Here is a 15,055-nt window from a genome sequence, read left to right on the forward strand (position 1 = left end):
TTCAAGGGAGCAAGGTCAGGTGGTTGCGGATCGACCGATCGTGGTGGCCGGCGCGGGCGCCATCGGCTGTTTCGTCGGAGGTCTGCTGGCGGCCGGAGGGCGCCGCGTCGCGCTGCTGGTGCGGCCGCGGGTCAAAACCGAGATCGAGCGGTTCGGCCTGCGGCTGACCGATTTCGACGGTTCCGAGAACAAGCTCGGCGCGGGCCAGCTCGCGCTGTCGGAGGATCCCGCGATCTTCCACAACGCCGGCATCGTGCTGGTCACAGTGAAGAGCGCCGACACCGCCGATGTCGCGGACCAGATTGCCCGGCACGCGCCGCAGGACGCCGTCATCGTCTCCCTGCAAAACGGCGTCGGCAATGTCGCGGTTCTGCGCGAGCGGCTCGGCGGCCGGCGCGTGCTCGCCGGCATGGTGCCGTTCAACGTGATCGCGATGGGCGAGGGACGCTTCCACCGCTCGACGTCCGGCGACATCCATGTCGGCGAGGATGAGGCGAATACGGCCGCCGCGCTGTCGGTGCCCGGCCTCGCCATGCGCGCAAGCCGTGACATCACCGGCGTGCAATGGGGCAAGCTGATCATCAATTTGAACAATGCGCTCAGCGCGCTGTCCGACATGCCGCTCGCCGCGCAACTGGCGAACCGCGACTGGCGAAAACTGTTCGCCGACCAGATGGCCGAAGGCGTGACTGCGATGAACGCCGCCGGCATCGCGCCGGTCTCGGCGACGCCGATCCCGCTGAGGTGGACGCCGACCTTGCTGAGGTTGCCCGATGTGATCTTCAATGCGATCCTGGGGCGCACGATGAAGATCGATCCCGAGGCGCGCTCCTCGATGTGGCAGGACCTGAAGCAGGGCCGCAAGACCGAGATCGACTATCTTCAGGGCGCAGTCATCGCACTCGCCGAGCAGAACAACGTCGACGTGCCGCTGATGCGCCGCATTGTTGCGCTGATCAAGCAGGCCGAGGCGGCAGGCAATGGTCCGCCGCGACTGACGCCGCAGCAGATCCGCGGAGCGGCCTGAGTGCGAGCCGGGCGGCGGGAGGAGCAACGATGAGGCGTTGTCTGGTGATTGGGCTCGCGCTGGCCGTGCTCTGCGCCGCGTCGACGCTGGCCTACGCAAGACCGCCAACGGTCGTGAACTCGCCCGGCTATGACAGGCGGTTGCAGGAGAGCCGCAAGGCGTTAACGGCGCCGGTGAGTCAATCGGTGCCCGCACCCAAGCGCGTCAAGAAGAAGCATCCGAACTGAGGATGGGGGTACGAATATCCATCCAACTCGTCATTGCGAGCGCAGCGAAGCAATCCAGAATCCCTCCGCGGAAAGACTCTGGATTGCTTCGCTACGCTCGCAATGACGGCTGAAGCCGTGGCTCACCCCTTCTTCGCCGGCTTGCTTGGCGCCGGGGTGAACAGCTTCTTCAGATCGCTCAAGCTTTCCGATAGCCGCGGCCATTCGCAGGAGAACGAGCCCTTGGTGCAGGGTGCGCCCTTCGGTCGTGGGCTGACGGATTGCTGCACCTTCGGCCGCTCGACCGGGACGGGCACCCGCTCAGCGGGGACGGACACGCGCTCGACCTCGGTTCGCAGTGCGACCTGCTGCTGCCGCGCTTGCTGTTCCTGCTGCTCGCGTTGCTGGCGCGCGGCGGCTTGGGCCGCTTCATTGCTGCGGCGCTGATTGGCGAGGTAGGCGGTGTAGGATTCGTCGATCCTCTTCTGCTCCTCCGGCGTCGGATTGGGACCTGCGATGTCGAAGGTGCGGTCCTGGAGGAAATCGTAATAGGAATAGCCGCCGCCTGCCTTGCGGCGGCCGGCGAACTTGGCGTTGCAATCGGCAAGCGCAGCCGTCTTCTCGGTCTTGTTCGCGGCCTTCTCGGCGGCGTCGGCGCATTCCTCGAAATCGACGGGCGCGCGCTTCCACCATTGGGCGTGGGCATACAACGGCGTCAGCAGAAAAAATCCTGCTGCGGCAACGACAAGCGCCGCACGACGCGATGCAACTACGTCCGACATTCTACGAGAGCATTCCTTGCAAAACTCAACCCGAACTGAGTCGGGTCCGATTTTTGCCCCTTTATCGCCGGCTTGTCACCCATGGAACTCGGGAATTTCATGGCTGGAATGCTGACATTTTTTGCTTGACGTGGCGCGGGAGTCACAGCCGCGCGGCACATGATCGGCTTAGACTTTATTAGTTTGAATTCGAAGGGGAATATCCGTCATGAGAGCGTTGGCCCGTCTCGCCGCAATCACATTGGCGTTCATTTCCAGCCATGCGTTCGCAGCGGACGAAGAGGCGCCCAACCGCAAGCCGGTGAGGGCGATTGCCGACGCGCGGCTCTCGGTCGGCGGCCAGGGAATGCTGCCGCTCTATCTCTCCAGCGACTGGTCGCTGCCGCTGCCGGCGATCTCGCGCGCCATCATCGTGCTGCACGGACGCCTGCGCAATGCCGACGAATATTACATGTCGGCCCATACTGCGCAGGTTGCAGCGGGTGACGACGGCAAGAGCGCGCTGATGATCGTCCCGCAGTTTCTGGCGGAGATCGATATCGACGCGCACAAGCTGCCCGCGGATACGCTGCGCTGGTCGCTGGAGGGATGGGAGGGCGGCGACGCCGCGCTGGCGCCGAATCCGGTGTCGTCCTTCGATGCGCTCGATGCGATCCTCGTAAAACTCTCGGACCGGCGCATCTTCCCGAACCTGAAGCAGGTCGTCGTCGCGGGCCATTCCGGCGGTGGCCAGGTCGCGCAACGCTATGCCATCGCCGGCAAAGGCGAGGCGGCGCTGTCGCGCCAGCATATCGATGTCCGCTACGTCGTCGCCAATCCGTCCTCGTACGCTTATTTCAGCAACACGCGGCCCGTGCCGGCGATCGCCGCATCCTGCCCGGGCTACAACAATTGGAAATACGGCATGGACGGGCGTCCGCCCTATCTTGCCAACGCAACGCCGGTAGCGCTGGAGCAGCGCTATGTCGAGCGCGAGGTGATCTATCTGCTCGGCATGCTCGACACCAATCCGAAGCACTCCGCGCTGGACAAGAGCTGCATGGCCGAGGCGCAAGGTCCCACGCGCTACGCCCGCGGCCACGCCTATGCGGATGCGATGGCCAAGCGCGACCGCGGCACGCCCAATCACCGGGTCTGGGACGTCGCCGGCGTCGGCCATGACGGCGACAAGATGCTGACCTCGAAATGCGGCCTCACGGCGCTGTTCGATATTCCGGGCTGCGGGGCGGAGCGCTGATGCGGACGTCTTGAAGGCGGGCACCTTGAAGGCAGATGCCTTGAAGCGTTGGCTCCGGCTGTTACACTTCGTCTCGCGACGCCTCATCCTGAGACGACGCCAAGAAGACGAAGTGGAAACACCTGATGCTGCTGCCCCTGTCCGACGTGCCTCGCTGGTACGCTCAACGCAAACCGCAAGGCACGATCGCCGTCCGCCACGGGCAGGATACGCTGACATGGGACGAGCTCGAACGCGGCGCCAATCGGCGCGCACGGGCGTTCATGGCCAAGGGCGTCAAGCCCGGCGACTTTGTCGCAATCGGTTTGCCTAACGGCAACGCATTCTTCGAGACCTCGTTTGCGGTATGGAAGTGCGGAGCGACGCCGACGTCGCTGTCGTGGCGGCTGCCGCGCGGCGAAGCCGCAGCGGTGCTCGACATCCTGAAGCCCGCGCTGGTGGTCGGCGGCGAGGCTGACTGGAACGCGCCGAACCGCCTGCCGGCGGATTTCGTGCCGGAAGGTTTTTCGGACGAGCCGCTCGATCCGCCGGTGGCCCGCTACTGGAAAGCCATGACCAGCGGCGGTTCGACCGGCCGGCCAAAAGTGATCCTCGATCATCAGCCCGCGGTGACCGACACGGTCGCCGCGCCGCCGCTCAACATCCCGTTCGGCGTCTCGTTGCTCAATCCCGGTCCGCTCTACCACAATGCGCCGTTCATCGTGTCGCACTACGCGCTGTTCACCGGCGGCCAGCTTACCGGCCTCGTCAAGTTCGACGCCGAGGAGACGCTGCGGCAGATCGCGCGCGAGCGCGTGCAATGGGCCAATTTCGTGCCGACCATGATGCACCGGATCTGGGCGCTGCCGGAGAGCGTGCGCAACTCTTACGACATGTCGAGCCTCCAGACCGTGTTTCACATGGCAGCTCCGATGCCGGCCTGGCTGAAGGAGAACTGGATCGCCTGGCTCGGGCCTGAGCGGGTCTGGGAGCTCTATGGCGGCACCGAGCGGCAGGGCTCCTGCATCATCTCGGGCACGGAATGGCTGACCCACAAGGGTTCGGTCGGCAAGATCGGCGAGATGGCGCGCTTGCGCATCGTCGGCGAGGACGGCAACGACGTCGCGCCCGGCGAGACCGGCGAGATCTATTTCCTCAACAATGACGGCAAGGACGCTACCTATCACTATCTCGGCGCCGAGCCGAAGCGCCGCGCGGACGGCTGGGAATCGCTCGGCGACATCGGCCGGCTGGACGCGGATGGCTATCTCTATCTCGGCGACCGCCTCGCCGACATGGTGCTGCGCGGTGGCGCCAACATCTATCCGGCCGAGGTCGAGGCCGCGGTGTCCGAATGCCCCGGGGTGCGCTCCTGCGTGGTGGTGGGATTGCCCGATCCGGAATTGGGCCAGCGCGTGCACGCCATCATCGAGCCTGAGCCGGACGCGGGCGGCCAGGCCATCGCCGACGGCATGGCGGACTTCTTGAAAGACCGGCTCAGCCGCTACAAGCACCCCGAGAGCTTCGAGATCGTCTGCGCCCCGCCGCGCGATGATTCCGGAAAAGTTCGCCGCACCCTGTTGCGCGACGAGCGCGCGGCGTGGATGAAGGAAGGGCGCGCCTTCCGGATTCGGCCGGCGAAGGCGCGGGCGCACGCCGAATAAGAAAAATACAGAAGGATTGAGACATGACGATCACCATCGCAGCGAACAGCGTGCCGAAGCCGCCGGCCGAGATCATCGAGGGGTTTCGCGGCGCGCCGACTTCGGTCATTTCAGACAATCTCGCCCGGCTGCCGGGCGCGGTCGGGCTGAAACCCTATCATCGCGGCGGCAAGCTGGTGGGGACGGCCTTCACCGTGCGCACCCGTCCCGGCGACAATCTCGCCATCCACCGCGCACTTGAACTGGTCGGCCCGGGCGACGTCATCGTGGTCGATGGCGGTGGCGACGAGACGCGCGCGCTGGTCGGCGAGATCATGAAGAACATCGCGCAGTGGCGCAAAGCCGAGGGCTATGTCATCGACGGCGCGATCCGCGATGTCGCGGCCTTCGCCGCTGACGACTTTCCCTGCTATGCCCGCGCGGTGATCCACCGCGGCCCCTACAAGAACGGCCCCGGCGAAATCAACGTGCCCGTGACGATCGGCGGCAGCGTGATCTCGCCCGGCGACGTCGTCGTGGGTGACGAAGACGGCGTGGTGTCGTTCCCTGTCGCCGGCGCCGCGGCGCTGCTGGAAGCCGTCCGCGCCCAGGTCGCGCGCGAGGAGGAGACCATGAAGGCGATCCGCGAGGGCCGCTACCAGGGCTCCTATGGCAAATCCTGATCAGAGAAAAACGAAGGGGAGAATGGCGTGAGCCAGAAGGACGAATTTCACAACATCGACGACACCAGCGATGGCCTCTTCCGCGAGCTCGCGGCGGGGGTCACCACGCGCATCTTCTCCGGCGAGCAGGCGATGCTGTCGGTGGTGACGCTGGCCCCGCATGCGCAAGGCACGCTGCATCATCATCCGGAGGAGCAATGGGGCGTGCTGCTCGACGGCTCCGCCATCCGCGTCCAGGGTGACGAGGAAATTCCGGTGAAGAAGGGCGATTTCTGGCGCACGCCCGGCAATGTGCCGCACACGATGCGCGCCGGCCCCGATGGGGCCCGCGTGCTGGACATTTTCAGTCCACCACGGCCAGAATACAGAAAAGCGGGCTCGGGCTTCGGCACGACCTAAGCGCCAAGAGCAAAAGCCAGGCGCAAGAACAAACAGGGAGGGGACCATGACGATCACACGACGCACGCTGCTGGCAGCGCCCGCTATTCTCGCAATCGCGCCAGCGGTGGCGCAGGCTGGCAAGATTACTCTGGTCGTGCCGTTTCCGCCGGGCGGATCGACCGACGCGATGGCGCGGCTGTTGCAGGCCAATCTGCAGACAAAGCTCAACCGCATCGTCGTGGTCGAGAACAAGTCGGGCGCCGCCGGCGCGCTCGGCGCGGCGCAGGTTGCCAAGAGCCCGCCGGACGGCTCGACGTTCCTGGTCACCTTCGATTCCCACGCGGTGATCCCGTCCATCCTCGACAAGCCGCCGGTCGATGTCGAGCGCGAGCTGATGCCGGTGCTGCTGGTGGGCACCGCGCCCTACGTGATCGCCGCCGGCGCCGGCCGTCCCTACAAGAGCTTTGCCGACGTGGTCGCCGCCTGCAAGGCGACGCCCGGCGCGGTGAAATATGCCTCCGTCGGCATCGGCACGCTCGGCCATCTCGCCATGACGGTGCTCGGCACCAGGGCCGGCGTCGAGATCATGCACGTGCCCTATCGCGGCGGCGGCCCGGCGATGAACGATGTGCTCGGCGGCCATGTCGATCTGATCGCGGGATCGGCGGCGCTGGTCTCGGCCCAACTCGGCACCAACATGCTGCGGCCGATCCTGCAACTCGGCCGCGAGCGCCTGCCGGCGTTGCCGGATACGCCGACCGCGATCGAGGCCGGCTTTCCGGACTTCGAGACGCTTGCCTGGTGGGGCATCTTCGCGCCCGCAGGTACGCCGCCGGATGTCGTCGCGGCCATGGCGACGGCGTCCAGGGAGATCCTGAGCGAGCCCGCGACCGCCGCCCAGCTCAAGGAGACCCAGCAGATGACGCTGCTGCTCCAGGACGGCGCCGCCTTCAAGACCTTCTTCGACAAGCAGGTCGCCTATTGGGGCAAGGTGGTGAAGGACAACAATATCAAGGCGTGAGGCTGCAGGCTGATGTCTGCATTGATCGAGGCGAGGGCTTCCGATCCCGCCCTGGCCGTGGGGCAAACGGGTGTTGTCATTCGTCTTGTTGAGAGTGGCTTTTCGGTCCGCTCTCCGTGACGCGGCAGGCGATTGGGGTGGCTCAACCGAGGGACTCTGCCTGGCAGGCCTTGCATTTGCCTGACTGTCCTTGTCTGCTACAATCTTTCGGCGTCACAATGGTTGTGGTTGCCCCAGAGTTGTTGCGCCTGTGATGATAATCAGAGTCGACAACACGTCCGCGGACAACGGCTCGGATCAAGGGCCGAGAAGGCGTATCGCAGCTACGATTTTCATCGATGTCGTCGGATATTCCCGCCTGATGGGAAGCGACGAGGAAGGCACGCATCAACGATGGATGTCGTTGCGATCGGACGTTATCGAGCCGCGCGTCGCTTCAAGTGCCGGCAAGGTAATCAAGAGTACTGGTGACGGCTTACTGCTGGAGTTCAGGAATCCGGTTGACGCAATCGAGTTCGCACTCGGCACGCAGATCCATCTGGTCAAATCGTCACCTGCCGGTAGTAACCCGCTGCAGTTGAGGATGTCGGCAAATGTCGGCGACATCATCGCCGAGCGTGACGACATCTACGGGGACGGAGTCAATATTGCAGCCCGGCTTCAGGAATTCGCCGGCCCGGGCGGGGTCGTGATTTCCGGTGCCATTCACGATCAGGTGAAGGATCATCTGCGCTACCAAGCCGCCGACCTAGGATTCCTCACGCTCAAGAATATCGAGCGGCGCATCCGGGCATTCAAGATAGCGCATCAAGACCTGCGGGCTCCGACAATCTCGGTGGCTCATTCGCTCAAGCCGTCCGTGGCAGTATTGCCGCTGCAGATGCTCGGCCTTCAGGCGGCGGATGCCTATCTCGCGCAGGGAATCGTCCACGATATCGTCGCCTCGCTGGCGGGTATTCGCGAATTGTTCGTCGTATCCAGCACGTCCACACTTGGGTTCACCGATCCCACCGTCGACCCTGCGGCCGTTTGCCATCGCCTTGGCGTGCGATATCTCGTCACGGGAACGCTCAAGCGTCACGGCGAGGTACTGCGGTTGCGGGTGGAATTGATCGATGTCGATACGAGGTCCATGCTGTGGACCAACCAATACGAGGCGTCGATCAGCCAGTTGTTTGACGTGCAGGAGAAGATCGCAACGAGCATCGCATACGCGCTCCTGCCGCATATCCATATCTCCGAGCTGCAGCACGCCGAGCGCAAGGCGCCACAAAGCATGAACGCTTACGACCTGGTCCTGCAGGGCATGTATCGCCTGTATCGCCTCGGTCATGACGACATGCTTGCGGCGCGAAGCTTGTTCGAACTCGCCCTCGACCATGATCCGCAATATGCCGCAGCCTATGCGCTGATGGCAAAATGGTACATCCTGCACATCGGCGAGGGTCATTCCACCGACTTCAAGGCAGATTCCCGCGAGGCATTGCGACTTGCGTCGCGCGCGCTCGAGTTCGAACCGTCGGACCCGATGGCGCTCGCGATATTCGGGCATATCAATTCGTTTCTTTTCGGCGCGTATGACCGTGCCATCGATGCTTTCGACCGTGCCATTGGGGGAACGCCCAATTCCGCTATTGCGTGGTCCCTGAGCGCATCGACTTTCTGCTATCTCGGCGACGGACCACGTGCCGTGGCGCGCGCGTCTTACGGCATATCGCTGTCGCCGCTCGATCCGTACGCCTATTTCTATCAGTCGGCGCTCACCAACGCGCACTACACCAACGAGACCTTCGACGATGCCGTGCACTGGGGCACGAAGGTCATGGCGGCGGCTCCGCAGTTTGCCGCGAATTTGCGGCTTCTTGCCGCGAGCCTCGTCGCCGCCGGCTCTCTCGAGCGGGCGCGCGAAGTTGGCGCCGCGCATATGAGGGTCGATCCTTCGTTCTCGGTTGAAAAATATTGCAGTTGGTACCCGATTAAGCAGCCTGATCGACGCGCTCTACTTGCTGAACGATTGATTGAAGCCGGGCTGCCTCGCTGACGGCGCGACAAAGTGCGCCGCAGTGTTTGGTGGCCTCCTACAAGATACAGGTTCCCGCAGAACAGCTCTGGAGGATGACATGGGCATGGGAATGGGAATGGGAATGGGAATGGGCATGGGGATGGGTATGGGTATGGGTATGGGTATGGGGATGGCCTTCGGCGCCACGCCACCCGAGCTCGGCTTCCGACCCTTGACCCTGCAATACGAACTTGGCCCGAACACCGATCCGAGTTTCCCGGACCAATTGCTGCCCAAGGAATGCTGGAAGGACAGGGTCGGGCCGTGGGATCCCGACGTCCTTTGTCTGCTCTATCTCACGGAGTTCATAAGAGGCACCGATTGGGACACGATCGACGCGGACATCGCCAGGGAGCGGCCCAAGCTGCTCGATTGGCAGCCGGGCAAGGCGGACTATCAGGATTTTGTGGCCTGCGAGATCATCCAGCTACAGCTGCTCATGCAGCACGATCGCGAGCGCTACATGGGCGAAATCGTTGCACAGCATGACAATGCACCCGGATACTGGGTGAGCCTGATGGCCGTCAACAATCGTGAGCACCACCATACGCTGGTGGTCATGAATCTTGCGGTCCGAATCGGCCAGATCGTTGCGGCCTTTTACAAGGACAAGTACCAGCGAACGCGACCATCCTACGCCTGCCCAGGCCTGCTGCCGGCCTTCGGTCCACCAGCGCATGCTTCATTTCCAAGCGGTCATTCCTTGCAGAGCTGGCTCATGTCCCTGTTTCTGGAGGAGGTAGCGCGTTCCTACAAGTATGAGCTGGAATGGCTTGCCGAAAGAGTCGCATTAAACCGCGAGCGAGCGGGGGTGCACTATCGAAGCGATACCGAGGCTGGAAAGTTCATTGCCGAAAAGTGCAAGGCAAAGATCATGGCTCTGCCTGCCGACTCCAAGATCAAAGACCTGTTCGGAAAGGCCAAGCATGAGTGGAGCCAGCCAGCAGCAATAGCCCCTGCCGTCGCGCCGGTTTAGGCGGCATTTCGGGAGGTGATGACGGTCTATCTTGAGGCAACGCCGGACCAGATCGGCGCAAGCTCTACGAGAGGGTCCACTCCCGATAACCGAGATTGTTGTCGGCGCGGACAAGGTCCGCGACGACCACGGGACCGGTAGCACACGGCAGGGTGGACCCCGTATCTATGTTGCTGCGGTCGCCTGCGACCGTCGCGCGGACGAGCAAAGCGTTTCTCTTCCCCGCCTGTGGTGTCCATCTGAAGGGTCCGAATTTCACCGAGGCCCCATTGGGTACGTAGCGCTGCGTCGTGTCGCCATCCAGCAGCTCCCAGCCGGTCGATGCGGTATTCCAGACATCGGCCGCATCGTCAGTGGCCGCGAACACGCTGACCGTCGCGCCATCCGCCGGTTGGGTGCCGCGGTTGCGGAGGATGACGTAGACATAGTTGACATAGCCCGGGCGCGGGGTCTCATGTGGCGCGCTGTCGCCCTCGCTGTGCTGGACCCACAGAACCGCGGGAAGTGCCGACCAAGTGTCGCTGTATTGGTATTGTCCCTTGCGTCCATCATCGACGTAGATATCGATCGGCGGTGCGCTGCCCGGCCTGTTCTGGCCGGGCGAAGACGTCTGATACAGACCTTGTTGCTCGAAAGTCCAGCGGACAACCTTGTGCAGCATTCCGCCGCGCTGTGTCGATCCCTCATAGTCAAGATCGGGCGTGCCGACGTCTGCGTCCATGAGTGCGGTCGCGAATTGACTCGCTTCGCCTGTCGGCTCAGTCTCAACGGCGCCGAGCGAAGCGATGGCGCGGACGATGAGGTAAGCAGTGTGGTATGCGGCCGCGCGGCGGCGCTCGAGGTCCGGCTCACGTGCCTGATTGCTGCGAACCGCATCACCGCCCGCCGCGCAATAAAGACGGAACAGCGTGCTCGACAGGATCTGTTCGGAATTGTACCCAGCGGGATCACGGACGCCGTAAGTGGGTGCGGGCTTCTCATAGAGCGTACCGCTCCAGCCCCAACCTTGCTCGACCTTACGGTCGTGCCGCCGCAGCGGTAGCTGGACAAAGGGAAACGTCACCCCGCGCCAGGGGGCCGAAAGCTTCGATGCGGGATCGCACATGATCGCCCCGAGCGCGTCGCCGGCGCTGTGGGCGAAATCGAATTCGGTCGAGCCGGTCGCGGCAAGGATCAGGACATGGCAGAATTCGTGCCATACGAAACGTACGTCGGCGACGAGCCCCAGGGGGTGCTTCCAGGTGTCCGAAAGATCTGCAAGGGCAAACAGCATCGCGACGTTCCAGGGCCGCTGTGCCGTGTCGCCCAGAAACGGCGTCACATAGGCGTTCATGCCGCGGCCGTCACGTGCGCCGGACCCCGCCAGGAGCTTGGCCCGATGGTCGACGGTCAGAGGCTGTTTAACATCATGGAAGTGATTGTGCAGATCGAAGCCGAATCCCTCGACCAGTCGCATCATGGAATCGCAATGACAGTAGGCGCTGACCGCAGCAAATTCGTTGGTTCGAGCCGAGAAGGCGAATGGCGGCACCTGCTCAGGCGGATCGTATTGCGGGCCGAGCGCAGCCGGCTTGCGCACCTTCACCCGCGGCCCGGACAGCCTGCGCCGTCCGCCACCGGCGTGATCGAGATCAGCCAGTGCAACGGGGTCGTGCTGTTGGTCGAGAATGGTGCCGCCGCTGTCAGGCCGTATGTCGAACGCGCCTGTCTTGCTGTCGGGATCGCTGAGAAAGGCGTACCCAGCGCACGCCGACGCGATCGGGGCCTTGCGGATAAGCCTGGCTTCGAGAGGATCAAAGAGGATCCGGTGCGCAATCGAGTCGCCGCTCGCCATCGACATGAAAACCGTGGCGCTAGCCGCCAAGCCAAGCCCGCCATCCTCGTACACGGTGCTGGACGCGCTTCGATGATACGCAACGAGCTGTCCATCTGCGATTACGTCCGGCGACACTAAGCCCAGAACAGGGCCGAGCCAGGCCGAAATCAGTTCCGCGGGAAGGCTGTCGGCCCACTCCGGATCGAAACTGCGAAACGTCCTTTCCACGAAGCCCGGTTTGATCGACAGATTGGCATGCATGAGTAACGTTGATCGGGCGCTGGTGATTTGCCACCGGCCGGTCTGCCGCCCGTAGTGTGCGACGAGACGTATGCTGCCACCCCGAACATCGGGGATGAAGTCATTACTGCTGACCTTGATCGGAATTGTTTGCTGACACCAGACGACCGTCGTCTCGATCCCGCCATTGCGCTTCAGTTCGCGCGGCTGTGACCATCGAAATCTTGATTTGTTGGATCGCCCCGGTCCGTCGGAGTCGGTCGTTTGGTCGAGGTGGTCCAAATCGGCGGCGCTCAGCGGTAGCAAAGGCGGGTCGGTGCGGGACGCTAGCCTCAGATACTCGAACGCTGCTCGCTTCGCTGACACGTCGGGGTCGGCCACCGCCGGCGTTTGCAGATGGCGCAACTCACGAATAATCCCGTCCGCATCCTTCTCAATCAGAAGATCTGGTTCTTGCGGAAGATTCATAGCTCACCTCAAGGGGTCTCGATCTCCGGCACGACGGAGCCCCAGCATGCCCTTGACCATTGCGCGAGGCAAGCGTCGTTCTCCCGCCGGAGCTGCGGACAAGGCGCGGCGGATACCGCTGTCGCCACCGTTGATTTCGTTTGCGATCTTCCTCGGACCGCGTGCCGGACGGCTCGTCTCGCCGACTGACGATCCGCATCACGCTCCGTTACGAGGGGGATCGAACCTGTCTCGCGGCTTCCGCGGTCCCTCAGCTCAGCCGGATAGAGCGACAGTTTCCCCGCGCGGCCAGGGCCTAAGAAATCTCTCCCCGGGATTGCGATCCCAGGTCCGGTGCGCTCGCGCGGGCTTGAGCGTCAGAGCATCTTGCCGACGATATTTGTCATATCTGCCGCCGAAAACGCGCGCAGCGTTTCGGTGCGGACATTGCCGAGTGCGCTGAGACTGAGGCTGAGCGACATCGCGGCAGCCTCATCTGGAGCCTCGAGAACGGTCACAACGTCATATCGTCCCTGCGTCCAGACGATCTCTTTCACGGTCACGCCGAACGTTTTGGCCATCTCCTTGAAGGCGTCGGCCCGCTTCGGCGAGTCCTTGACGTTGCGGACTCCCTGATCAGTGAAGTTCGCTAGCACGACATAGGTTACCATGGTCGTCCTCCCTGGTTAGAACCCAGATACAATTCTCGCTTGAGGCAACCGCGCCGAGATTGCCACAGCCGCTGAGACGGCGCCACTTGCGCGTTGGGAATGTCAGCGGCTGTGACTTACTCGGTCAGGACAACGGCCGCGCGAAACTGAGCTCATGGCCGTCTGGGTCGGTGAGATGGAAGTAGCGCTCACCCCATTCCGCATCGCGCGGCGTGGTCGACGGCTGCCACCCGCCAGCACGCGCTTGCTCGTAGGTCTCGTCGACATCGGCGACATAGAAGATGACGCGGCCCCACCAGGACCAGCGCTTGTCGTCCGGCTGCGCCGTCAGGTTGAGATAGCCGGTGCCGGCGCGAAAGCTTGTGAATGCCGCGGCCTCGCCGCCATACAGGAGCTCGAACCCCAGCGAACGGTAGAAGTACACGGCGCGCCCCATGTCATGCGTGCCGAGCGTGATGGCGCTGATGCTTTCGATCATGTGAGCTGCTCCGCCGAGAGGGACCTGGACGCGATTGTATAGCCGCCTTGTTCAGGTTGACGATGATCCGGCCCGCCTTGCGGCTGGCGAACCGTATCCTGCTCTGCTATGAGGGGGCCGAACCCGCACCCGCAGGTTCCGCGGTCCCGTAGCTCAGCCGGATAGAGCGACGGTTTCCTAAACCGTAGGTCGGAAGTTCGAGTCTTCCCGGGATCGCCAATTCTTTCAGTTACATAGCTAGAGCGCGCTCTGACGTGTGGCACTTCGTTGGCACGCCAAATACTTCGTCCGACGGCTTATCCAACGGCACACAGATGCAGGCGACATGTGCCGGTTATGTCGCGGCTCGTGTCGTGTAAACCCAAGCTGAGAGGGCCGGCGCACGTGGGCCACGTTGCGCCGGTTGTTTGTCTCAGAACAGATCGTGCAATGTCAGCCCGCTCCACGAAAGGGTCGGTATAGCCGGTATGGGCGGAATTGAGGGAATCGCTCGAAGCGGTGGAATGCTCGGGACGCTCTTTATCGACGGGATTGATCGCATCGGCGGAAGGGGGCCGCCCGATGCACCATCCGTGAATGCAATTGCATTTCCACCTGAGCCGCGGATCCAACCGTTGTGCAGCCTTGCAACATAGTGTCCGCCATTCGTGTAGACGCTCTCTCCGTTCACAAAGCCAACAGTCTGGCCAGACCACGTATACATGGTCCCGTCGTCATCAGTGTAATGGGGTTGCGCGGCCACTGCGATCGTAAAAGTCTTTGGCCATGCCTTTAACCCTTCACGTCGCGCGGGTCAGCGCCGCGCCGTAGCTGCGCTCTTCCCGGATTTTCCTTCGGTTTTGTGCAGGACGGCTTGGCCAAGTCCGCCGGCATCATGCGCGCGGTGACCAGCCCGGATATCCTCTGCTTGGTTCTTAGGTAATTGACGGAGAAAGCGTGATTGCTGCACCATCCCACGGTCGAATGCGCGCTGGCACGAGTAGGGCACACGCTCGGCGAGCTCATAACCGCTGTATCGTTGGCTGGTTGGCTACACGCGGCCGAGCTGGAAGCCGTCAGTATGGCTGCGGTGCACGCCTGAAGATCAGCAGCAATCATGCAACAGCTAACGCCATTGACTGAGGAGCAGGCCGCGCTGCTTGTTGAATTTCAGCAGCACATGGATACGCAATATCAGATTCAGCTTCTGAAGCGATATAGACTGACCCTGCCTGCGCTTCCGCGCCGAAGCTTTCTAGTTTAGGCCGGCCTGAAGGGATATGGCCCCTGCCAGCTGTGGACCTCGTCTTACTGTGTGTGCGCCGGGAGGCCGGCAAGGAATAGATGGTGAGAGTCCATTACGATGAAGGAGTAGCGTCCCACATCGGCCCCGAGCCGTGCGGCAGCGTCCGTGAGGGCGCTGGCGA

General features: G+C 63.1%; 14 protein-coding genes and 1 tRNA gene. 10 read left to right on the plus strand and 5 right to left on the minus strand.

Annotated elements, in window-relative coordinates; genetic code table 11:
- The first annotated feature begins 19 nt into the window (after positions 1–19).
- Both ACKWRH_RS03385 and ACKWRH_RS03390 read left to right on the plus strand, forming a co-directional pair.
- Positions 20–1,027 carry a 2-dehydropantoate 2-reductase gene (locus tag ACKWRH_RS03385; RefSeq protein ID WP_445219313.1) on the plus strand — a complete coding sequence of 336 codons (1,008 nt, stop codon included), beginning with the start codon at positions 20–22 and terminating at the stop codon, positions 1,025–1,027.
- Between the two features lie 29 nt (positions 1,028–1,056).
- On the plus strand, positions 1,057–1,254 hold the full coding sequence (locus tag ACKWRH_RS03390) for a hypothetical protein (RefSeq protein ID WP_445219314.1): 198 nt from the start codon (positions 1,057–1,059) through the stop codon (positions 1,252–1,254).
- 122 nt (positions 1,255–1,376) lie between these two features.
- Here the strand turns inward: ACKWRH_RS03390 and ACKWRH_RS03395 are convergent, their stop codons facing one another.
- On the minus strand, positions 1,377–2,015 hold the full coding sequence (locus ACKWRH_RS03395) for a hypothetical protein (RefSeq protein WP_445219315.1): 639 nt from the start codon (positions 2,013–2,015) through the stop codon (positions 1,377–1,379).
- Positions 2,016–2,223: 208 nt separating this feature from the next.
- Here ACKWRH_RS03395 and ACKWRH_RS03400 point away from each other — a divergent pair, with 208 nt between their 5' ends.
- From ACKWRH_RS03400 to ACKWRH_RS03430, 7 genes are all read left to right on the plus strand, one after another.
- Complete coding sequence (locus ACKWRH_RS03400; protein ID WP_445219316.1) at positions 2,224–3,252, plus strand: alpha/beta hydrolase; 1,029 nt, start codon at positions 2,224–2,226, stop codon at positions 3,250–3,252.
- 125 nt (positions 3,253–3,377) lie between these two features.
- On the plus strand, positions 3,378–4,895 hold the full coding sequence (locus ACKWRH_RS03405) for an AMP-binding protein (protein ID WP_445219317.1): 1,518 nt from the start codon (positions 3,378–3,380) through the stop codon (positions 4,893–4,895).
- A 23-nt stretch (positions 4,896–4,918) separates the two neighbouring features.
- A complete protein-coding gene (locus ACKWRH_RS03410) occupies positions 4,919–5,557 on the plus strand; it encodes an RraA family protein (RefSeq protein ID WP_445219318.1) in 639 nt (212 codons plus the stop codon).
- A 27-nt stretch (positions 5,558–5,584) separates the two neighbouring features.
- Positions 5,585–5,956 carry a dimethylsulfonioproprionate lyase family protein gene (locus tag ACKWRH_RS03415; protein ID WP_445219319.1) on the plus strand — a complete coding sequence of 124 codons (372 nt, stop codon included), beginning with the start codon at positions 5,585–5,587 and terminating at the stop codon, positions 5,954–5,956.
- A gap of 46 nt (positions 5,957–6,002) precedes the next feature.
- Positions 6,003–6,959, plus strand: coding sequence for a tripartite tricarboxylate transporter substrate-binding protein (locus ACKWRH_RS03420; protein ID WP_445219320.1), 957 nt, complete (start codon positions 6,003–6,005; stop codon positions 6,957–6,959).
- A 361-nt stretch (positions 6,960–7,320) separates the two neighbouring features.
- Positions 7,321–9,000, plus strand: a complete 1,680-nt coding sequence (locus ACKWRH_RS03425; RefSeq protein ID WP_445219321.1) for an adenylate/guanylate cyclase domain-containing protein — start codon at positions 7,321–7,323, stop codon at positions 8,998–9,000.
- A 79-nt stretch (positions 9,001–9,079) separates the two neighbouring features.
- Positions 9,080–9,997, plus strand: a complete 918-nt coding sequence (locus ACKWRH_RS03430; protein WP_445219322.1) for a phosphatase PAP2 family protein — start codon at positions 9,080–9,082, stop codon at positions 9,995–9,997.
- A 64-nt stretch (positions 9,998–10,061) separates the two neighbouring features.
- On the opposite strand, the gene ACKWRH_RS03435 is transcribed toward ACKWRH_RS03430, so the two are convergent.
- From ACKWRH_RS03435 to ACKWRH_RS03445, 3 genes are all read right to left on the minus strand, one after another.
- Complete coding sequence (locus ACKWRH_RS03435) at positions 10,062–12,521, minus strand: hypothetical protein (RefSeq protein WP_445219323.1); 2,460 nt, start codon at positions 12,519–12,521, stop codon at positions 10,062–10,064.
- Between the two features lie 356 nt (positions 12,522–12,877).
- A complete protein-coding gene (locus ACKWRH_RS03440) occupies positions 12,878–13,171 on the minus strand; it encodes a GYD domain-containing protein (protein ID WP_445219324.1) in 294 nt (97 codons plus the stop codon).
- A gap of 124 nt (positions 13,172–13,295) precedes the next feature.
- The gene (locus ACKWRH_RS03445; protein WP_445219325.1) at positions 13,296–13,649 is read right to left on the minus strand and encodes a VOC family protein; all 354 of its coding nucleotides are present in this window, start codon (positions 13,647–13,649) and stop codon (positions 13,296–13,298) included.
- 142 nt (positions 13,650–13,791) lie between these two features.
- Here ACKWRH_RS03445 and ACKWRH_RS03450 point away from each other — a divergent pair.
- A tRNA-Arg gene (locus tag ACKWRH_RS03450) sits at positions 13,792–13,868 on the plus strand.
- Between the two features lie 193 nt (positions 13,869–14,061).
- On the opposite strand, the gene ACKWRH_RS03455 is transcribed toward ACKWRH_RS03450, so the two are convergent.
- Complete coding sequence (locus ACKWRH_RS03455; RefSeq protein WP_445219326.1) at positions 14,062–14,352, minus strand: 4-fold beta flower protein; 291 nt, start codon at positions 14,350–14,352, stop codon at positions 14,062–14,064.
- Between the last annotated feature and the right edge of the window lie 703 nt (positions 14,353–15,055).

The sequence above is a fragment of the Bradyrhizobium sp. Pa8 genome, from assembly GCF_052588265.1.